Consider the following 21266-nt stretch of genomic DNA (forward strand, 5'->3'; position numbering starts at 1 on the left):
TTAGCAAAGTAGTAATAGCGGCAGTGTTGCCACTATTAGCGTGATGCACAAAGGAGCCGGTCATCGTGCGAGTCGCAAATGGAGTCACCGTTGTTATTGGCCTGGGAATCTCCGGGAGAGCTATTTGTCGGCATTTGGCGCGCCAAGGCGTGCCATTTATGGTGGCAGATACGCGAGCCGAGCCTCCGGGGTTAGACGCTTTTCAGAATGAGAATCCTGGTGTTGAGGTTTATTGTGGCCCGTTAACAGCGCTTGATTTTACAGATGCCTACGAAGTGGTTGTCAGCCCTGGTGTCGATCCTCATTCGCCAGGCCTCGATGGCTTACTAGAGCGTTATAATCCAGCAACGGGGGAGCCCGTGCTGATAGGCGAAATTGCCTTGTTTGTCCGCGCGGTGAATGCACCGATTGCTGCTATTACTGGTTCTAATGCCAAGTCAACTGTTACGACATTACTCGGCGAGATGGCTAGAGCGGCTGGTGTTAAAGCTGCGGTGGGTGGCAATTTGGGTACGGCTGCATTGGATTTATTAGTTGAATGCCCAGATGCCGAGCTTTACATCCTTGAACTCTCTAGTTTTCAGCTGGAAACAACGCCTCATTTGGGTGCTAAAGCGACTGCTTTTTTAAACCTCTGTGAAGATCATTTAGATCGTCATGGAGATATGGTGGGTTACCGCCGCGCTAAGCAGCGTATTTTTCGCGGTGCGCAATCAGTCATTGTCAACGCGGACGATGCGCTCACTTGGCCAGAGTCGCCTATTGGTCATGTAGAGCGTTTCACGGCTTTCGTCCCCGCAGGTAATGACTGGGGGGTGGTTGAAAAAGCCGGTAGATTAACGCTAGCCCATGGTGATGAAGCTTGGCTTAATGCAGACGACTTAACGATGGCAGGGCGACATAACTATGCCAATGCACTAGCAGCATTGGCCATGGGTAAGGCGTTAGGCTTCGCAAAAGCGCCAATGTGTCAGGCGTTAGCTGCTTTTAAGGGGTTGCCTCATCGTAGTGAAGTAATCGCTCGAATTAATGGCGTTATGTGGGTGAATGATTCAAAAGGTACTAACGTTGGCGCTACGCTGGCCGCGATTCAAGGCATTAGCGCGTCTCTGACAGGGAAAATAATCTTATTGGCCGGTGGTGTCGGCAAAGGTGCTGACTTTACCCCTCTGGCGATGCCTCTGGCAGAGAGCGCTAAAACTGCGGTGCTATTTGGTGCTGACGCACACCGTCTTGAGGCCGCTATCTCATCTGCTGTTCCAGTGCACCTAGTCAGCGATTTAACCCAAGCTATGGAAGTGGCCTGGGGATTAGCTGAGCCCGGCGACTGTGTATTGCTGTCACCCGCCTGTGCAAGCCTAGACCAGTTTGCCAATTACCAAGCGCGAGGCGATGCCTTTCGGGCTTGGGTTGAGCAAAAGCATAAACAGCATAATCACTCAGGAGAGAGGTTATGAGTCGAGTACAGCGTATCCGTGATGCTTTGACTACGCGACATTTACCCTCCGATGTGTGGTTGATCGTCGCCGCCGTAGCGTTAGCCGGATTAGGCTGGGTGATGGTAAGTTCCGCCTCGGTAGGTCTGCTTGAAAATACCTATCACTACTCCCGGCAGCATGGCATTTTTCTAATCCTGGCTATATTGGCTTGTTTTTTTATGCTGTGTGTTCCTTTGGAAGCATGGCGGCAAAACGCAGCGCTCATTTTGCTAGTGAGCATCATCATGCTGGTGCTAGTGCTAGTGGTTGGCCAGGAAGTTAACGGCAGTAAACGCTGGATTTCACTGCCTGGCCCCTTACCTAGCCTGCAAGTTTCGGAGCTTGGAAAAATCGGTTTGATTTTTTACATGGCAGCCTTCATGTCCCGTTTTACCTATGACCTGCGCCAACGGGCATTCAGTATGTGGCGACCTTTAGCGGTGCTTGCCGTTCCGGCGGGGTTGCTTTTTCTTGCTCCTGATTTTGGCGGCATGGTGGTATATACCGTGTGCGTTATTGGTATGTTAATGATGAGCGGCGCCTCACTTACCTTGCTATTTGGTAGTGGTGGCGTATTGGCTGTTGGTGCCGTCATGATGGTCGTTATGGAACCTTACCGATTAGCGCGGTGGACGAGCTTCTTGGACCCCTGGGCTGATCAGTTTGCCACTGGCTACCAGCTTACTCAGGCGCTGATTGCTTTCGGTCGTGGGCATGTGACCGGTACTGGTTTAGGTAATAGTGTTCAAAAGCTTCACTACCTGCCTGAAGCTCACACCGACTTTATTTTTGCTGTCATCGCAGAAGAACTTGGCATGATTGGGGCCATTCTTGTGGTACTGCTATTTACGTTACTCATTACCAGAGCGATGTTGATTGGCCGTCGTGCCGAGCTGGCAGGCCATTTATTTGGTGCCTATGTCGGCTATGGTATTGGCTTCGTTATCGCTGCTCAGGCATTTATCAATATGGCGGTAAGCTCGGGGCTATTGCCAACGAAAGGACTAACATTGCCGCTGATTAGCTATGGCGGTTCAAGTTTATTGGTAACCGGTATGATGATTGGCTTGCTGCTGCGCGTAGATGCAGAGACGCGTCACCGTCCGCGTCGCCTGTCGACAGCCAACAAGTCTCGCCATGAACCTCGGTTATCGTAACTACTCAAGGAGTTGTTTGTGACGACGAACACACGTCGACGCATTTTGATTATGGCAGGAGGTACCGGAGGTCATGTTATTCCGGCGCTTTCATTAGCACGTTCACTCAAAGCCCACAATGTCGACGTTGAATGGCTGGGAAGCCCAAGAGGGATCGAAAATCGCCTAGTACCAGAAGCAGGTATTACGCTTCATACCATCGATATAAGCGGTCTGCGTGGCAAAGGAGTTGCTGGGTGGCTTAGAGCGCCGCTGAACCTTTCCCAAGCCGTACTGCAGGCGCGAAAGGTGATTCGTCGCTTCAATCCTGATGTGGTGGTTGGGTTAGGTGGATTTGCCAGTGGCCCCGGTGGGTTGGCAGCGTGGCTTTCCAGGGTGCCATTGGTGATACATGAGCAAAATGCTATTGCTGGGCTGACCAATAAGGTGCTCTCAAAATTAGCGACCCGCACATATGCGGCGTTTGCCGAGGCTTTTGGTGACAAGGCGGAAGTGATTGGCAATCCGGTGCGAGAAGATATTGCCGCACTGGGTGAGCATCCAAGAAGTGCGTCTGAACTGACCGTTCGTCCGCTGCGCTTATTAGTTGTTGGTGGTTCGCTAGGCGCGGTCGCATTGAATGAGCGTTTACCGCTCGGGCTGGCGGGTTTGCCGCCAGAACGACGCCCTGATGTTCGCCATCAAGCGGGCAAAGACCGAGATGTGGCGACGGCAAGCGCCTATGTTGAACATGGCATTGTGGCAGATGTTACGCCTTTTATTGATGATATGGCGGCTGCGTATGAGTGGGCAGATTTAGTCGTTTGCCGCGCCGGAGCGCTAACCGTGGCAGAGCTTGCCGCCGCGGCAAAGCCTGCCTTGTTAGTGCCGTTTCCATTTGCTGTTGATGATCATCAGCGGGTCAATGCTGACGTTTTGGTAAAGGCCGGGGCGGCGCTTTGTGTTACCCAGTCTGAGCTTACCCCCGAGCGATTAACACACTATTTAGATGAGCTATTAGTCCCGAGCGTTTTGTCAGATATGGCTTCTAAAGCCCGTCAGACGGCCTACTTAGAAGCGACTGAGCGCCTTACAAAGGGATGTTTAGCGCTGGTTAAACAAGGAGAGACTGCGTGACCGACTCTATTAATAATGCGTTGCACTCAGGTGTCCGCCCAAGCGGCTCTGGTATGCGCCGCATTAAGCGTTTGCACTTTGTTGGTATCGGTGGCGCAGGTATGTGTGGAATCGCTGAAGTACTCGCGAATCAGGGTTACAGCGTGAGTGGTAGCGATATGAAGGCATCGAATGTTGTTGAGCGCCTTCGCCAGTGTGGTGTTAGCGTTGCTATCGGCCATGCTGAAGAGAACGTGGTAGGCGCTGATGTCGTGGTTGTCTCCAGTGCCATTGATGAAACAAATCCTGAAATTCGCTGGGCTCATGAGCATCGTGTGCCCGTGGTTAGGCGTGCCGAAATGCTAGCCGAACTGATGCGCTTTCGCCATGGCATTGCGGTCGCAGGAACCCATGGCAAGACGACCACAACCAGTTTGACGGCAACGCTACTGGCGGAAGGTGGGTTAGACCCCACCTTTGTGATTGGTGGGAAACTCACCAGCGCTGGCGCTAACGCTCGGTTGGGTGAGGGAGATTATTTAGTCGCTGAGGCTGATGAGTCGGATGCGTCGTTTCTTCATCTTCAGCCAATGGTCTCTATTGTAACGAACATCGATGCAGACCATATGGCGACTTATGGTGGAGACTTTGAGCGCTTAAAAAGCACGTTCATCGAGTTTCTGCATAATTTGCCGTTTTACGGGTTGGCAGTGCTGTGTATTGACGATGCTAACATTCGGTCGCTACGTGATCAGGTGAAGCGCCAGTTTGTTACCTACGGTTTCGATGAAGATGCTGATTACCGTATTGTAGACTTTACCCAGCAAGGCGGTGAAGTTTCGTTCACTGCAGTGCGTCCTGGGGATGCGGCTCCATTAGCGGTTCGGCTAGCAATGCCTGGTCGCCATAATGCGTTAAACGCGATGGCGGCGATTGTTGTCGCAACGGATGCCGGGGTAAGTGACGAGGCCATTCTTCGTGGGCTGGCAAGTTTTGCTGGTGTAGGGCGCCGCTTTCAAGTGCATGGCCACTTCAGTGCCCCCATGGCTGATGGCGAGATCATGTTAGTAGACGATTACGGGCATCACCCCCGTGAGGTTGACATGGTTATCCAGGCGGTTCGTGCCGGTTGGCCGGATCGTCGACTGGTCATGTTGTATCAACCACACCGCTACAGTCGCACCCGTGATCTTTATGAAGATTTCGTGCGTGTGCTTTCTCAAGTGGATACGCTCGTTCTATTGGACGTTTATAGCGCTGGGGAAGCCGTGATTCCAGGTGCGGAAGGACGCACCCTTGCTGGCTCGATTCGCCAGCGAGGAGAAGTTGATCCCGTGTTTGTTGAACATAAGCAGGAGCTACCGGCACTGTTAAGCAAACTGCTTCGCCCTGGGGATATTTTCATTACTCAAGGCGCTGGTGATGTGGGCGGCATTTCGTTACGTTTCGCGCAAGCCAAATTATCGCTAGATAAGGTAGAGCTATGAGTACAACAATGTCATTGAATGACCCCTTGGCACGCGTTGTTGTTGTTTATGGTGGTACTTCAGCAGAGCGTGAAGTATCGCTTAAAAGCGGTGCGGCTGTGCTTGGTGCGTTAAAGCGTCAAGGTATCGATGCCATTGGCTATGATCCAAAAGAAGAGGGATTGGTGGGGCTAGAACGCCTTGCCCCGACGGCTGTTTTTGTGGCTCTTCATGGTCGTGGTGGTGAAGATGGTACGCTACAGGGCGCGCTTGAGCTTTTAGGGCTGCCTTACACCGGTAGCGGGGTGCTGGCGTCAGCGTTAGCAATGGATAAGCAGCGTACGAAGCAGATTTGGCAAGCCGTAGGGCTGCCTACTCCTCAAAGCATCATGCTCAGCGAGACATCTGATTGGTCTATGGTGGTTTCACAACTAGGTTTACCAATGATGGTAAAACCTGTTCACGAAGGCTCCACGCTGGGTATTAGCATCGTTAAAAGCCAGGAGGCATTGGAAGCTGCCTACCATGAGGCGGCGGGCTATGACGCCCGTGTCATGGCTGAGCGGTTCATTGTGGGCGAAGAGTATACCGTTGCGCTGCTTGACGATGATGTATTGCCGGCTATTCGTGTTGAAGTCCCAGGCGGCTTTTATGATTACCAAGCGAAATATATTGCTAACACAACCCAGTACCACCTTCCTTGCGGCTTAACATCCAATGACGAGCAGTCTTTGGCAGAGCTATGCAAGCAAGCCTTTGATGCGGTAGGTGGCGAAGGCTGGGGGCGTGTCGATGTGATGCGCGACGCGATGGGCAAGTTTTGGCTGATTGAGGTTAATACAGTGCCAGGAATGACAGATCATAGTTTAGTTCCTCAAGCGGCAGCGCATGCGGGCATAGCGTTTGATCAGTTGGTGATGCGTATATTGAATACTGCGGTTCAACGCAGCTGCTCATGAAGAAGCGTAATGCGTGGTTAGGCCTCATATTGTTGGCACTGTTGCTAGGCGCTGGCGGGCGTGCCTTATGGCTATGGTTAGATAGGCCTATCGAGCGTGTATCTATTCGTGGCGAGTGGGAATATGTGAGTGCTGATTACCTCCGTACTCAGCTAGCGCCCCTCGTTCAAGAGGCAACTTGGCTCTCGGCTGATCTAGGTGAGCTGCGGCAGCGTGCGTTAAGAATTGGCTGGTTAAGTGAAGTTAGAATTTCCAGAGAGTGGCCTAATGCGCTTGTTTTTGAGTTGGTAGAGCAAACGCCAGTGGCCCGTTGGAACGATGACTTTCTACTTAACCCGCAAGGTGAATCGTTTGCGTTTGCACCGCTTGCTGTTCCTCAGGGGCTTCCTGATTTAGCCGGGCCGACGGGAAGTGGCGAAGAGGTGCTTACCTATTATCGCCGCTTAACACCTCATTTCCAGGGGTTATCGTTGTCACTTTCTCAATTACGCTTAGAGCCGCGTGGTGCATGGCGGCTTCAGTTGAGCAATGGTGCTTGGGTAATGCTAGGCAGGCGTCAGCATGAAATTCGCCTAGCGCGCCTATCAGCGTCGTGGCAGCGTGAACTGGCGCAAGTTGGCGATCATATTCGCTATATTGACTTGCGTTATCCGAATGGTGTGGCAGTTGCCTGGCACGGAGAAAGCGACTTTGCAGAAGAAGATGAGGAGTAAGCGACTTACAATGTGCAAGAAGTAGGTAAATGTAAGTGGTTGCCAACTGCGAAAAGCCATGAATAGGGTTTAAATCGCGGACAAAGGCGATTATCGTAGGCATGCGCTAGTCGTATTGTGAGTATTGTTTCTATACTATGTTATAGCTGATGTTTTTTTATGGGCTGTTTTATTTAATTACGGTCAGCATTTGGCTTGATATTACGGTAGGCGTCAATGTTATTCGGGATGATTTTGTATCGCCGTTTTAACACTGTTGGCGCAGTTACGAATAACAAGTTTCTTTTACAATTTTTTCTAGGAGATTATCCGACTCATGGCAGGCTCACCCAACGCATCCAATATGGTTGTCGGGCTGGACATTGGAACGTCCAAAGTCGTCGCGATAGTCGGTCAACCCACCGATGACGGCGGGATTGAGATAGCGGGTATCGGCTCTCATCCATCACGTGGCATGAAGCGTGGTGTGGTGATTAATATCGAATCAACAGTGCAGTCTATTCAGCGCGCTGTTGAAGAGGCTGAGTTAATGGCTGGTTGCGATATTCACTCTGTCTATGTCGGCGTTGCTGGTAGTCATATCAGTTCAATGAACTCAGATGGGGTGGTTGCAATTAAAGAAAGGGAAGTCACGCCATCTGATATCGAGCGCGTTATTGACTCAGCCCGTGCACGCGCGGTCTCGGAAGGGCAGCGTGTTTTACATGTATTGCCCCAAGAGTTCTCAATTGATGCCCAAGGCGGTATCCGCGAACCGTTAGGAATGTCAGGTGTTCGCTTAGAGGCACAGGTTCACCTGGTGACAGCAGCGTTGAACGCCGTTCAAAATATTGAGAAATGTGTTCGGCGATGTGGGCTGGACGTTGACGCAATTATTCTTGAACAGCTAGCTTCTAGTATGGCGGTGCTTACCGAAGACGAGCGAGAATTGGGCGTTTGTATGGTCGATATTGGTGGTGGAACCACTGATATGGCCATTTTTAGTGAAGGTGCCATTCGCCATACTGCCGTTATACCGATAGCAGGCGACCAAGTCACTAATGACATAGCGATGGCATTGCGTACACCAACCCAGCATGCCGAAGAGATTAAAGTTAAATACGCTTGCGCACTGACACAGCTAGCGGCAAGCGATGAAATGATTAAAGTCCCCAGCGTAGGAGATCGTCCGGCTCGTGATTTATCGCGACAGGCACTTGCTGAAGTGGTTGAGCCGCGTTACGAGGAACTATTTACGTTGGTGAGAGACGAATTACGCCGTAGTGGCTATGAAGATATGGTGGCTGCTGGTGTGGTGCTCACTGGTGGCACCTCGCGTATGGAAGGGGTAAGCGAATTGGCAGAAGAGATATTTCATATGCCTGTTCGTATTGCTTGTCCACAAAATGTCAAAGGGTTGGCTGATGTGGTACGCAATCCAATTTATGCGACAGGCGTGGGTTTGCTGCATTATGCATTGCAAGAAGCGCGACATGGGCAAGGCCTAGAAAGCCACGGTGAAGTCGTTGCTGCGCACAAAGGGCGCAACGAAGTCGTTCGGCGTGATATCAAGGAAGGTCAATCGGCGCTGGTAAGAATTAAAGGCTGGTTCAAAGGAAATTTCTGACAGGGCCGCAAGCGCGGTTCAGGAGACGGGGCTTATGTTCGAATTGGTAGATAACGCACCCTCGAGCAGTGCGGTCATCAAAGTGGTCGGTGTTGGCGGCGGCGGCGGTAACGCGGTCAACCACATGGTCGAAAGTAATATCGAAGGCGTTGAATTTATTTGCGCTAACACCGATGCTCAAGCGCTTAAGCGGGTGTCTGCAAAGACAGTCCTGCAGCTTGGTGGTGAAATCACCAAGGGGCTTGGAGCCGGCGCCAATCCTGAAGTCGGTCGTCAAGCCGCCATGGAAGACCGTGATCGCATCGCTGAGTTATTAACCGGTGCAGATATGGTATTCATCACGGCGGGCATGGGTGGTGGTACAGGTACCGGTGGTGCACCTGTCGTTGCCCAGGTTGCCAAAGAGTTAGGTATCTTGACGGTTGCAGTAGTAACTCGGCCCTTCCCGTTTGAAGGGCCGAAACGTATGCGCGCCGCTGAAGAGGGCATGAAAGAGCTTTCTGAGCACGTTGATTCGTTGATCACTATTCCCAACGAAAAACTGCTTTCTGTGCTAGGCAAAAACGCCACGCTGCTAACCGCCTTTAGCGCTGCTAATGATGTGCTGTTGGGCGCCGTTCAAGGTATCGCAGAGTTGATTACCAGCCCGGGCATTATTAACGTCGATTTTGCCGACGTACGCACCGTTATGTCAGAAATGGGCATGGCGATGATGGGCACGGGTGGGGCAACTGGCGAAAATCGTGCTCGCGAAGCGGCTGAAAAAGCCATTCGTAGCCCGCTGCTTGAAGATATTGATCTGCACGGCGCTCGCGGTATTTTGGTTAATATTACCGCCGGCCCCGATTTGTCGATCGGTGAATTCAATGATGTAGGTGCCACTGTTCAAGAGTTTGCTTCTCAGGAGGCAACGATTGTGGTGGGTACCTCTATCGACATGGAAATGTCCGATGAGCTGCGTGTTACCGTGGTAGCCGCTGGTCTGGATGGGAGTAAGGGTAAAGTAGCCTCTCGTGAGCCAGTACGCCGGTCTGCTGCTGAAGCCTCCTCAGATTACCGCAAGTTGCAACAGCCAACTGTCATGCGTCAGCAGGCAACGGCGCGTAAAGAAGCGCCTGAGCCAACTGCAAAACCACGTGCCGAGAAGCGTCGCGCGCCTGATGCCGATGACTATTTGGATATTCCCGCGTTCTTGCGCCGTCAGGCAGATTAACTGACGCTATCGGGGTCATTGAAACAGCAAGCGAGAGTTTTATTGGTTAAAACACTCGTTTGCTGTTAAAGTGAACACTGTTTCTTAACTTTCTTTCCCCTAGCGGTACTTGTCGGCACTTTTGCCGGTAACCGCCGTCATTAGAGTTCGACCACTGCCCATGATCAGACAACGCACATTACAAAACGTCATTCGCGCCACCGGAGTGGGTCTGCACTCTGGTAAAAAAGTTCACTTGGCTTTGCGCCCGGCGCCAGCTAACACCGGAATTGTATTTATCCGGACCGACCTGGAACCTGTGGTTCACGTACCGGCTCGTGCTGAATTGGTGGAAGACACCACATTGTGCACTGCTCTTTCTTACAAGGGTGTGAAAGTCGCGACGGTCGAGCATTTGATGTCGGCATTTGCAGGGTTAGGCATTGATAATGCCTATGTCGATGTAAGTGCACCTGAGGTGCCTATCATGGACGGTAGCGCCAGTCCTTTTGTGTTCTTAATTCAGTCGGCGGGCATTCTAGAGCAAGACGCACCTAAGCAATTTATCCGAATCAAGCGCCGTGTTGCCGTCAGTGATGGCGACAAAGAAGCCGTCTTTTTGCCTCATCAGGGGTTTAAGGTCTCGTTTTCAATCGACTTTAACCACCCTGTGTTCGAGCAGCAAAAACAAACCGCGTTAATCGATTTTTCAACAACGTCGTTTGTGAAAGAGGTTTCTCGCGCACGTACTTTCGGGTTTATGCGCGATCTGGAATTTTTGCGATCCAATAATCTTGCGCTTGGTGGTAGCTTGGATAACGCCATCGTTGTAGACGATTACCGCATCGTTAACGAAGGCGGTTTGCGCTATGACGACGAGTTTGTCAAGCATAAGGTGCTGGATGCTATCGGTGATTTATACCAGCTTGGTCATAGCTTGATTGGTGAGTTTCAGGGTGTTAAGTCAGGCCATGCGCTCAACAATCGCTTGTGTCGTGAGTTATTAGCGCAGCCCGACGCCTATGAAATCGTCACTTTTGAAGAAGACAAAGCGATTGCGCCTATCTCTTACTCGGCACCTGCAATGGCATAGCTTGATCGCCTGTTAGGCGGTGGAATGGCATGTGGCAATAGTAAAAAAGCACCGCTTTGGCGGTGCTTTTTGCATATTGGCGTTGGCAATACGAGGTTACGAATGTTTGTCGTCTGAATGATTGGGTGCATGTGCCGCAAGGCGCTCCAGGGCGTTTTTAAGCGAGGGGTTGTCGGTACCTTTGGCACATTCGGTTAGCGTTTTGCCTGCATTCTCTGAGAGGGTGCGCGTGTAACGCTTGGGGCTTTCAATTGGTCGAATGGGGCGTACTTTCAGGGTAAAGCCGGTAACGCTTTCAAATCCTGGTAACTGATGCAGTAGGGCTAGCAATTGCGGCTGTTCATAGCGTAGCCATGTTAGCCAGCTTGCTTGACCACTTATTAATGTCAAACGTCCTTCTCGAAAGCCCCCGACGAAAATATGCTCACGCATTGCTTCAGGAAGGTGAGCGCGTAAATGACGCTGAGCCTGATCAATTAAGCGGGACTGTCGCATAAGCTGTCCAGCGCTGCCAGACTTGGTCAGCAGTTGGGTAATGGGCTGTGCGCGGGATCGCTTAACCTTTATACTCATTAACTTGATTCCTGGAACGTTGCTGGCTACGCCACACTCACGGCTGCCACCAGCGTTCTGTATTGTCTTTTAATTGATAGAGCCTAACACGCTCGGGAGCCAGTCCACAGCATGCCATCAACGCCAGATGTTTTGTCTGCTTCGCCGCGGCGGCAACGCCGAAATGGCTTAGCGCGTTGGTGGCTGGCAGGCCTCTTAGTGAGCTGTTTGTTACCTGCTAGTTTACATCCTTCAGATGCATTTCGTAGTGGTGAACGCGGCGTCATCATCTGTTTTTGGGTGCCAGCGATGCTGCGTGCCCAATCTGAGTGGATTGCTAAGAAGCGCTGCGCGCTGCGCCGCTGGGTACGCAAAAAAGCGCATGTTTATCCTGCTGTTTTGCACTGTTCCCGCTACTTTCTTCATATCCCACGTCGATTGGTTGCCGCGATTGATGTGCTGACCCCTCGTGGCCCGCCAGCTTAGCTGTCCATTTACTAAATTTACCCTTATTTGCCTTATATAAAAGGGCGCGCCTGAATGGGGCGCTCGTGAAGATTTGGAACTTTCATGATTAATAATTTGTTACGTAAAGTCGTTGGCTCTAAAAATGATCGCGACGTTAAACGCATGCAAAAAAGTGTGCTCAGTATTAACGTTTTAGAGAAAACGCTTGAAGGGGTGAGTGACGCTGAGTTGCAGGCAAAAACAGAGCTGCTACGACAAAAGTTAGCAGAAGGCGCCTCTGTTGATAGCTTATTACCCGAGGCGTTTGCCGTCGTGCGCGAGGCTAGCAAGCGGGTAATGAATATGCGCCACTTTGACGTCCAAATGGTCGGTGGCATGACGTTACATCGTGGCCGGATTGCGGAAATGAAAACCGGCGAGGGTAAAACCCTAGTGGCCACGCTTGCGGTCTATTTAAATGCGCTGCCAGGCAAGGGCGTGCATGTTGTCACCGTTAACGACTATCTTGCTCGCCGCGATGCTGAGTGGATGCGGCCGTTGTATGAGTTTCTTGGACTATCGGTAGGCGTTATCTTTGCTGGTCAAACGGGTGAAGAGAAGCGCCATGCCTATCAGTGTGACATCACTTACGGCACTAACAATGAGTTTGGTTTCGACTATCTGCGCGACAACATGGCGTTCTCGCTTGAAGATAAAGTGCAGCGTGGTCTGCATTACGCCATTGTCGATGAAGTTGACTCTATTTTAATTGATGAGGCCCGTACGCCGTTAATTATCTCCGGCGCAGTGGATGAAAACACTGATCTGTATGGCATTGTGAATCGTCTGGCCCAACAGTTAGAGCAGGGTGAAGCCTCTGAAGACAGCGATGCGCCGGTTACGGGGGATTTCCTGCTTGATGAAAAACAAAAGCAGGTAGAGCTTACCGAGCAGGGGCACAACAAAGTTGAAGAGTTAATGCGTGCCGAAGGGTTGTTGGGCGAGGGAGAGTCGCTTTATGCAGCACAAAACCTAAACTTGCTTCAGCATATGCATTCCGCGCTGCGCGCACGACATCTTTATCATTTAGATGTTGATTACATCGTGTCTGAAGGCCAGGTCGTCATTGTTGACGAGCATACCGGGCGTAGTATGCCGGGGCGCCGTTGGTCAGAGGGGCTGCATCAAGCGGTTGAAGCGAAAGAAGGGGTGACGGTTCAGCGAGAGAGCCAGACACTGGCATCGACTACTTTCCAAAACTATTTCCGTTTGTATGAAAAGCTCGCAGGTATGACGGGTACCGCTGATACCGAAGCGTTCGAATTTCGGCAAATTTATGGCCTGGATGTGGTCGTTATTCCAACGAATCGACCGTTGGCACGTAAAGATCTGAACGATTTGGTTTATCTGAGCGCGGAAGAGAAATACGAAGCGATTATTAAAGATGTGAAGGCCGAAACCGAAGCTGGACGCCCTGTTCTAGTGGGCACCGCGTCGATTGAAACCTCAGAGTACCTAGCGCGCCTTATGCGCGAAGCTGGCCTGACGTTTAGCGTGTTGAATGCTAAGCAGCACCAAAGCGAAGCAGAAATCATCGCTCAAGCAGGTCGCCCTGGCGCGATTACTATTGCAACCAATATGGCAGGCCGTGGTACCGATATCGTCCTGGGGGGGAACTGGGAAGCAGAAGCAGCTAAGTTACAAAATCCCACCCAAGAACAGCTTGATGCGCTAAAGGCGGAATGGCAGAAGCGCCATGACGGTGTTTTAGAAGCGGGTGGTTTGCATGTGATTGGTTCTGAGCGTCATGAGTCCCGCCGTATTGATAATCAGTTGCGGGGGCGTGCGGGACGCCAAGGTGACCCAGGCTCAACACGCTTCTTCCTCTCGCTAGAAGATAGTTTGATGCGTTTGTTTGGCTCTGACCGAGTGAAGCGCTTGATGCTAGCTCTCGGGCTAGAGCGAGGCGAGGCGATTGAGCACAAGATGGTGTCGAACGCTGTCGAACGCGCCCAGAAAAAAGTAGAGGGGCGCAACTTTGATATCCGCAAGCAGCTGCTCGAATACGATGATGTCGCTAATGACCAGCGTCGAGTTATCTACGAACAGCGTAATGAAATTCTTTCCGCTGATGAGGTTTCTGACGCCGTTATCGGTATTCGCGAAGAAGTCATGGAAGATGCCATCAGTGATTTTGTACCCCCTCAGAGTCTGGCGGAACAGTGGGATTTACCTGGGTTAGAGGCGCATCTTAAAACTGAATTCAATCTTGACGCTCCTGTTACGCAGTGGGCGGCAGAGGATGAACGTTTCAGTGAAGAGAAGCTGCGTGAGCGTTTACAAGCGATGCACCGTGATGCGTATCAAGCCAAAATTGAGGCTGCTGGCGCCACGTTGATTCGCCGGTTTGAAAAACAAGTCATGCTCCAGGTGTTGGATACCCGCTGGAAAGAGCATCTTCAGTCGATGGATCACCTGCGTCGCGGCATTCACTTGCGTGGCTATGCCCAGAAGAATCCTAAGCAGGAGTACAAGCGGGAGTCCTTCGAGTTATTCCAGCATCTGTTAACCAACATCAAGGCCGACGTTACGCGTATTTTAAGCCATGTTCAGGTTCGTCAGCCTGAAGAGGTTGATGCGTTAGAGCAAAAGCGCCGCGAAGAGTCGGTGCGTGAACGTGCCGCAGCAGCAAGCCGCCACGATGACCCTAACGCCCCGCAGGGCGATGTTGCTCCGGAAGCGCCTGGGGCGGATGGTCGTCCGTTGCGTCGCGAAGGACCAAAAGTAGGGCGCAATGATCCGTGCTCATGTGGGTCTGGTAAAAAATATAAGCAGTGTTGCGGAAAACTAAGCTAATCACGCGTGGCGAAATTGAGCGTAAAGGAGAAAAACATGGCGGTGGGAGATCTTGCTTTTCCGGAATTGCCACCCCTTAACGGGGTGCGCTTGGGCAGTGCTATGGCAGGTATTAAAAAGCCAAATCGCCGTGATGTGGTGGTGATTGAGCTACCTGAAACTGCCACGGTAGCTGGCGTTTTTACTCGCAATGCGTTTTGTGCTGCCCCTGTGGTCGTTGCGAAAGCGCATCTTGAAGCGTGTGCCAGCGCAGAGCGTGTGCCTCGCTACTGGTTGGTAAATACTGGCAATGCCAATGCGGGTACTGGTGCATCGGGCCTGCAAGATGCTTATGCCAGCTGTAGCGCGCTTGCCGAGCAAATGGGGGTTGATAAAAGCCAGGTCTTGCCCTTTTCAACCGGCGTGATTGGCGAACCTCTGCCCATGACACGCCTGCTTGCCGGTATACCTCATGCGCTAAATTCCTTAACGGATACTAGCCTTGCTTGGCAGCAAGCGGGTGAGGGAATTCTAACCACGGATACCCGTGCAAAGGGCGCAACGGCAACTGTTTCAATTGGCGATCAGCAGGTCACGATCAACGGTATTACCAAAGGTTCAGGCATGATTAAGCCTAATATGGCGACCATGTTGGGCTTTGTAGTAACCGATGCGGCGATTGCGCAGCCGTTGTTAGCGAGCTTGTTACGAGAAACGGTGGATCGCTCCTTTAATTGCATCACTGTCGATAGCGATACATCAACCAACGATGCATGCATGCTGGCAGCGACAGGTACCGGCGCTTGCATCGAAAACGAAGCACAGGTGGCCATTTTTCGGGATGCGCTGCAGCGCGTGATGACCGAACTCGCCCAAGCGATTATTCGTGATGGCGAAGGGGCAACGAAGTTTGTGACGCTCCAAGTGGATGCAGCAGCCACTCGGCAGGAAGCTTTGGATGTTGCTTTTACCGTTGCTCACTCGCCGCTGGTGAAGACCGCGCTCTACGCTTCCGATGCTAACTGGGGGCGTATTTTAGCCGCAGTTGGGCGCGCGCCGGTTGAGGAATTCGATGTTAATCAAATTGTGATTGATTTGGGTGACGTTCGCTTGGTTGAAAAGGGCGGTCGTGCTGACAGTTATACAGAAGCGGCGGGCAGTGCCGTCATGGCGCAGGAAGAGATCATCATTCGCATTAATTTGGGCCGTGGTGAAGAGAGTGCCACTGTGTGGACCTCGGACCTGTCTCATGACTATGTGACTATCAACGCGGATTACCGTAGCTGAAGTGCACTGAAAAGTAGCCAAAAACAGTTGCAGTGACGTGCTAATGCAGCGAGATAGCGTCGTCTTTGGTTAAGGCGGCGCGCAAAAAGTGGGTAAAGACGTAATGAGTGTAATGGTAAAACGACGAGTTCATGTCGCGGCGGCTGCAATGATCAGCGCCGATCAGAAGCGGGTGCTGATTGCGCGTCGGCCCTCTAATGTTGATCAAGGCGGCCTATGGGAGTTTCCAGGAGGCAAGCTGGCGCCCTACGAAACAGGCTTGGAAGGTCTCAAGCGTGAGCTTCATGAAGAGCTTGGCGTCGAGATTGTACGGGCTCGGCCACTTATCCGCGTTCACCATGAGTATCCTGATAAGCACATCTTGCTAGATGTTTGGCAAGTTCAGGAGTTTGCCGGTGAGCCGTTTGGCCGCGAAGGGCAGGCTGTGCGCTGGGTGCCTATGGAAGAGTTGGTGAACTATCCTTTCCCTGCTGCTAACTTGCCTATTTTGCGTGCGGTAATGTTGCCCACCGATTATCTGATTACCGGCGAAGAAGCTAACGAAGAGCGTTTCGATAGCTTGTTAGAAAGAGCGCTTAGTGAAGACGGTGTCAGACTCGTACAGCTGCGGGCAAAAAATCTTGATGAAGCGGCATACATTGCCCGCGCTGAGCGCGCCCTGCGCCTTTGCCGTCAGTACGATGCAAAGCTGCTGCTGAATGGCGAGCCTGCATTGCTTGACGCTGTTGATGCTGACGGTATTCATTTGACCAGCGCACGGTTAATGGACCTTGAGCGTCGCCCGATTGCAGAAAATAAATGGCTCTCGGCGTCGACTCACGATCAAAAGCAACTTTCTCAGGCTGCGGTTTTAGGTTGTGATTTTGTCACGCTGTCGCCGTTGCGCACTACGCCTTCGCATCCTGAGGTGGCTCCGCTGGGCTGGCATGACTTCCAGCAGCTAGTGGAACGTGCTGGTATGCCGGTGTTTGCACTGGGTGGTATGACACGTTTTGATGCTAACCATGCACGCGCTGTTGGCGCTCAGGGAATTGCGTCTATTCGTGATTTTTGGAAATAAAGCCAACCGCCACACGTTAGTTTTTTGAATGCTGCGCCTGCTCTCGATGAGAGCAGGCGTCTGTGTTTTACCAATCTGTGTTTTACCAACCTATGTTTTACCAATCTATGTTTTTATCAGCCTATGTTTTTATCAGTCGAGATTGGTTATTGGGTATCCTGCGAGTGGGTTATCAATCGCGATAGCGGCGTGTTAAATCACCGTAAGCATCAATGCGGCGGTCGCGCAAATAAGGCCAAATGCGCCGAGTGTTCTCGCTACGCGCCATATCGATGTTGACCACTAGTTGCTGCGTCTCTTCACCTGCATGCGCTAGCATTTCTCCCTGTGGGCCGCATACAAAACTTCCTCCCCAAAACGCAATGCCGTTACCAACGCCAGAGTGGTCGGGTTCAAAGCCGACTCGGTTAGCGACCAGCACGGGCAGCCCGTTAGCAACGCCATGGGAGCGCTGTATAATTGTCCAAGCATCTTTCTGACGGGCTTTTTCAGCGTCATCATCACTTGGGTCCCAGCCGATGGCCGTGGGGTAGAGCAGCAGCTCCGCCCCACTTAGTGCCATTAAGCGTGCCGCTTCCGGGTACCATTGATCCCAACAAACTAGCACGCCTAGTCGCCCAACAGAGGTGTCAATGGGCGTGAAGCCTTGGCTGCGTCCGTCGTCAACATCGCCAGGGGTAAAGTAAAATTTTTCGTAAAAGGCCGGATCATCCGGGATGTGCATTTTACGGTACTGTCCTACACGTCCTTTAGCACGGTCATAAACGACGGCTGTGTTGTGGTAAAGCCCCGCCGCGCGCTTTTCAAACAACGACCCCACCAGCACAATATTCAGTTCCTTGGCTAGTGCGGCCAGGTGCTGGCCAGTAGGGCCGTCTAGTGGTTCAGCCAAGTCAAATAGTGCAGGGTCTTCGTATTGGCAAAAGTAATGTGTGGCATGCAGCTCCTGCAGCAACACTAACTGTGCGCCTTGGCTAGCAACTGAGCGTATGCCTGCTTCGCTGGCAGCAAGACTACGTGCTTTATCTGGCCACGCGGGCTGTTGAACAACACCGACGGTTAAGTTGTTAGACATGGTGGCTCCTTAGGGTTGACTAAGCGTAGGGGCAAGGGTGCCTTTCGGTAGCTGCATGGTTAAACAGTGAAGGCTGCCATGCTGACGAATGACGCTATTACATTCGATTGGAATCAGAGTGTGTTCTGGAAAGGCAACACTCAACGCTTGTAGCGCGACCAGGTCGGCGGGATCGCCGTAAGTGGGCACCAGTACGGCATGATTGATAATTAAAAAATTCGCGTAGGTAGCTGGGAGGCGATGACCATCTTCAGGATCAAAGCATGCCTGTGGCCACGGCAAGGCGATTAATTGGTAGGGCTCGCCGTTGCGCTGACGAAACGCCATAAGCTCTTGCTCCATTGCGTTTAGCGCTGAGTAATGAGGGTCACTTGGATCATCGCAACGCACATAGGCAATGGTAGAGGGATTGCAAAAGCGCGCAAGCGTATCAACATGACTGTCAGTATCGTCACCTTCAAGGTGCCCATTGGCTAACCATAGGACTCGATCGACGCCAAAATCTTCCGCTAACTGGGCTTCAACATCCATACGCGAGAGTGACGGATTGCGGTTGGGATTTAGTAGGCAGGCCTCAGTGGTTAGCAGCGTGCCCTCTCCGTCGGTTTCAATCGCGCCGCCTTCTAGCACCATGCTGCGTGGCGTGATGGGGCAGGCCCACACCCCGGCATTGTCCAGCCACTGAGTAAGGCGATTGTCATGCTCGGCAGGAAATTTACCGCCCCAGCCAGTAAACGTGTAATCCAGCATAAGGGGCTGCTGTGTTTCGTCCACCACGGTGATCGGCCCATGATCTCTGGCCCAAGTGTCATCCGTAGGAGCGACAATGAGCATCAGCTGTTGTGGAGCAATGCCATAGGCCTCAAACGTCGCAGCCAAACGGCGCTGAGTGGCGCTATCAGGAACGCTGATTAACACGCGCTGATAGCGTGTCGTGGCAATCACGATGCGCTCAAGTGTTGCTTCGATGCGCGATAGCAGCGGTGACCAGTCGCCGTCTGGGCGGGGCCAAGTCAGTTGCAAGCCGTCCTGGGGGGACCACTCGGGCAATAAACGGTAAGTCTTGTTAGCCAACGTCACGAACGCTCTTAATAGTCGAAAAAATCCTTGTCCTAAAGACAAGCAGAATGGGCGCAATTTAGGGGCTTGCTTAGCAACATGCAAGCGTTACCGTGCTTGAGGGAACGCTAGGCTGACTTGTTACTCTAACGCAGCGTTCGTACATGCACCCATGCTAAAAAAACCGTACCATGGACGCTTATTACTAAGGAATGATGCCATGCTTGATCGTTTGCCTTTTCTGGTGGGGCTGCGCTACGTGCGCGCTAAACGCCGGAACCACTTTATTTCGTTTATTTCGCTAACTTCAATGCTGGGATTAATGCTTGGCGTGGCAGTGCTGATTCTTGTGCTGTCGGTGATGAATGGGTTTGATCACGAGCTGCGTACTCGAATTTTGGGCATGGTGCCTCACACTAAAATTGAGTCTCAAGCAGGGTTAGTTGAGTGGCAAGCGTTAGCAGAGCAGCTTGTTCAGCGTGAGCGAGTTATTGGTGCAGCGCCTTATGTTGAACAGCAAGGTATGTTTTCAGCGGGTGGAAGAAATCAAGGGGCTATGGTGAATGGCATCCACCCGGACTGGGAAGATCAAGTGTCGATTATTGGTGGGCATATGCGCCAGGGCCAGCTCTCTGATCTTGTGCCTGGTGAGTGGAACGTAGTGTTGGGATCTATGTTGGCACGTCGCTTGGGGGTTGGGGTCGGTGATCGCGTCACGCTACTTGTTCCAGAGGCATCGATTACACCGGCCGGGGTTTTTCCAAGGCTCAAGCGGTTTACGGTTAGCGGTATTTTTAGTGTAGGCGCTGATTTAGACGCTAATCTGGCCTATGCCAATATTGAAGATATGCAAACGTTAGCGCGCCTAGGCGATGCGGTGGGTGGCCTGCGGCTAGAGCTGGATGACCTGTTCGTGGCTGGCAGTGAAACGCAAGCGATCGTTAACGAACTTGGTGCAGGGTACCGCGGTACGGATTGGACTGCTTCCCATGGCAATCTGTTTCAAGCGATTCAGATGGAAAAGCGTATGATTGCATTGCTGTTGACGGTCATTATTGCCGTTGCCGCATTTAATATAGTATCGACGTTAGTCATGGTGGTGACCGATAAGCGAGCGGATATTGCCATTTTACGCACCATAGGGGCCACCCCACGTTCGATCATGGGGATTTTTATCGTGCAAGGGCTGGCTATCGGCCTGATAGGTATTGCGATTGGCGTTGCTGTGGGCGTTCTTCTGGCACTGACTGTCTCTGATTTGATCAGTTGGTTTGAAGCAACTTTCGGTATTCAGTTCTTGGATGCCGGGGTTTACTTTATTAGTGATTTGCCCTCTCAACTGCAGTGGGGTGATGTGCGTAATATTGTCATCGCTGCCTTTGGTCTGACCTTCCTCTCGACGCTGTATCCTGCTTGGCGGGCTGCTCGGGTTCAGCCGGCCGATGTACTGCGTTATGAATAAGGAAGCAACGATGACCTCAACTACACAACGCTCAACCACAGTTATGCTGGAATGTAACAGCCTGACACGGGTATATAGCGAAGGCCCTCAAGATCTTACCGTACTAGATCAGCTTGAGCTTCAGGTACATGCTGGAGAGCGTGTTGCCATTGTAGGCAGCTCAGGCTCGGGTAAGACAACGCTGTTAAACCTGCTGGGAGGGCTTGATCGGCCTAGCGCTGGTAGCGTCGTGATTGCTGGCGAGCCATTAGCCGGCCTTAATGAAGCGGCACTAGGTCGTTTTCGGAACCGCTATATCGGCTTTGTCTATCAGTTTCATCACTTGCTCGCTGAGTTCACTGCGCTAGAGAACGCCGCGCTGCCGTTAATTATTCGCGGCCAGTCTAAAAAGGCAGCTGAGCAGCGGGCTATGCTGTTGCTTGAGCGAGTGGGCATGAAGGCGCGAGCAGATCATAAACCGGGCGAGCTTTCGGGAGGGGAGCGTCAGCGGGTGGCCATCGCCCGTGCATTAGTGACGGACCCCCGTCTTGTGCTAATGGATGAGCCAACCGGGAACCTTGATCAGAGCACGGCCAGTACCATTTTAGCGCTGATGGATGAATTGGCTAAAGAGAGTGCCTGCGCGTTTGTTATTGTCACTCATGATGTTAGTTTGGCGGCCCACCAGGATCGGGTATTAAGGCTGGATAGCGGGCGGTTAGTTGAGCAGAATAACGTCTAATACCCTAGG

General features: G+C 52.0%; 18 protein-coding genes. 15 read left to right on the forward strand and 3 right to left on the reverse strand.

Features of this window, described 5'->3' with window-relative positions:
* Positions 1 to 62 precede the first annotated feature (62 nt).
* From murD to lpxC, 9 genes are all read left to right on the forward strand, one after another.
* Complete coding sequence (murD, locus tag HVE01_RS07745) at positions 63 to 1457, forward strand: UDP-N-acetylmuramoyl-L-alanine--D-glutamate ligase (RefSeq protein WP_146943343.1); 1395 nt, start codon at positions 63 to 65, stop codon at positions 1455 to 1457.
* Complete coding sequence (ftsW, locus tag HVE01_RS07750; protein ID WP_125749066.1) at positions 1454 to 2635, forward strand: putative lipid II flippase FtsW; 1182 nt, start codon at positions 1454 to 1456, stop codon at positions 2633 to 2635. Before murD ends, ftsW begins: the two co-directional genes overlap by 4 nt.
* A gap of 18 nt (positions 2636 to 2653) precedes the next feature.
* The gene (gene murG, locus HVE01_RS07755; protein WP_146943345.1) at positions 2654 to 3751 is read left to right on the forward strand and encodes an undecaprenyldiphospho-muramoylpentapeptide beta-N-acetylglucosaminyltransferase; all 1098 of its coding nucleotides are present in this window, start codon (positions 2654 to 2656) and stop codon (positions 3749 to 3751) included.
* Positions 3752 to 3804: 53 nt separating this feature from the next.
* Positions 3805 to 5217, forward strand: coding sequence for a UDP-N-acetylmuramate--L-alanine ligase (murC, locus tag HVE01_RS07760; RefSeq protein WP_125753641.1), 1413 nt, complete (start codon positions 3805 to 3807; stop codon positions 5215 to 5217).
* Positions 5214 to 6155: a D-alanine--D-alanine ligase gene (locus HVE01_RS07765; RefSeq protein WP_125749060.1), complete on the forward strand. Its 942-nt coding sequence runs from the start codon at positions 5214 to 5216 to the stop codon at positions 6153 to 6155. The genes murC and HVE01_RS07765 overlap by 4 nt, the downstream gene beginning before the upstream one ends.
* Positions 6152 to 6868, forward strand: a complete 717-nt coding sequence (locus HVE01_RS07770) for a cell division protein FtsQ/DivIB (protein WP_125749057.1) — start codon at positions 6152 to 6154, stop codon at positions 6866 to 6868. The genes HVE01_RS07765 and HVE01_RS07770 overlap by 4 nt, the downstream gene beginning before the upstream one ends.
* A gap of 316 nt (positions 6869 to 7184) precedes the next feature.
* Complete coding sequence (gene ftsA / locus HVE01_RS07775) at positions 7185 to 8474, forward strand: cell division protein FtsA (RefSeq protein WP_089037730.1); 1290 nt, start codon at positions 7185 to 7187, stop codon at positions 8472 to 8474.
* Between the two features lie 34 nt (positions 8475 to 8508).
* Positions 8509 to 9687, forward strand: a complete 1179-nt coding sequence (gene ftsZ / locus HVE01_RS07780) for a cell division protein FtsZ (protein ID WP_125749054.1) — start codon at positions 8509 to 8511, stop codon at positions 9685 to 9687.
* Positions 9688 to 9847: 160 nt separating this feature from the next.
* Positions 9848 to 10759, forward strand: coding sequence for a UDP-3-O-acyl-N-acetylglucosamine deacetylase (gene lpxC, locus HVE01_RS07785; RefSeq protein ID WP_125749051.1), 912 nt, complete (start codon positions 9848 to 9850; stop codon positions 10757 to 10759).
* Positions 10760 to 10855: 96 nt separating this feature from the next.
* Here the strand turns inward: lpxC and HVE01_RS07790 are convergent, their stop codons facing one another.
* Entirely contained in the window at positions 10856 to 11332 is a 477-nt protein-coding gene (locus tag HVE01_RS07790; RefSeq protein WP_125749048.1) for a DUF721 domain-containing protein, read from the reverse strand.
* A 111-nt stretch (positions 11333 to 11443) separates the two neighbouring features.
* Here HVE01_RS07790 and HVE01_RS07795 point away from each other — a divergent pair, with 111 nt between their 5' ends.
* From HVE01_RS07795 to HVE01_RS07810, 4 genes are all read left to right on the forward strand, one after another.
* Complete coding sequence (locus tag HVE01_RS07795) at positions 11444 to 11797, forward strand: hypothetical protein (protein ID WP_125749045.1); 354 nt, start codon at positions 11444 to 11446, stop codon at positions 11795 to 11797.
* A gap of 84 nt (positions 11798 to 11881) precedes the next feature.
* The gene (gene secA / locus HVE01_RS07800) at positions 11882 to 14614 is read left to right on the forward strand and encodes a preprotein translocase subunit SecA (protein WP_146943347.1); all 2733 of its coding nucleotides are present in this window, start codon (positions 11882 to 11884) and stop codon (positions 14612 to 14614) included.
* A gap of 36 nt (positions 14615 to 14650) precedes the next feature.
* Entirely contained in the window at positions 14651 to 15880 is a 1230-nt protein-coding gene (gene argJ / locus HVE01_RS07805; RefSeq protein ID WP_125749039.1) for a bifunctional glutamate N-acetyltransferase/amino-acid acetyltransferase ArgJ, read from the forward strand.
* A gap of 112 nt (positions 15881 to 15992) precedes the next feature.
* The gene (locus tag HVE01_RS07810) at positions 15993 to 16940 is read left to right on the forward strand and encodes a Nudix family hydrolase (RefSeq protein WP_125749036.1); all 948 of its coding nucleotides are present in this window, start codon (positions 15993 to 15995) and stop codon (positions 16938 to 16940) included.
* A 172-nt stretch (positions 16941 to 17112) separates the two neighbouring features.
* Here HVE01_RS07810 and HVE01_RS07815 read toward each other — a convergent pair whose 3' ends face one another.
* Entirely contained in the window at positions 17113 to 18015 is a 903-nt protein-coding gene (locus HVE01_RS07815) for a carbon-nitrogen hydrolase (RefSeq protein WP_125749033.1), read from the reverse strand.
* Positions 18016 to 18024: 9 nt separating this feature from the next.
* Positions 18025 to 19095: an agmatine deiminase family protein gene (locus HVE01_RS07820; protein ID WP_125749030.1), complete on the reverse strand. Its 1071-nt coding sequence runs from the start codon at positions 19093 to 19095 to the stop codon at positions 18025 to 18027.
* Between the two features lie 199 nt (positions 19096 to 19294).
* Between HVE01_RS07820 and HVE01_RS07825 the strand changes: the two genes are divergently transcribed.
* Together HVE01_RS07825 and HVE01_RS07830 are read left to right on the forward strand one after the other, a co-directional pair.
* Complete coding sequence (locus HVE01_RS07825) at positions 19295 to 20536, forward strand: lipoprotein-releasing ABC transporter permease subunit (RefSeq protein ID WP_125749027.1); 1242 nt, start codon at positions 19295 to 19297, stop codon at positions 20534 to 20536.
* A gap of 10 nt (positions 20537 to 20546) precedes the next feature.
* Positions 20547 to 21257 carry an ABC transporter ATP-binding protein gene (locus tag HVE01_RS07830; protein WP_125749024.1) on the forward strand — a complete coding sequence of 237 codons (711 nt, stop codon included), beginning with the start codon at positions 20547 to 20549 and terminating at the stop codon, positions 21255 to 21257.
* The last annotated feature ends 9 nt before the right edge of the window (positions 21258 to 21266 follow it).

It is taken from the genome of Vreelandella venusta, from assembly GCF_007989605.1.
Classification (GTDB): Bacteria; Pseudomonadota; Gammaproteobacteria; order Pseudomonadales; family Halomonadaceae; genus Vreelandella; species Vreelandella venusta.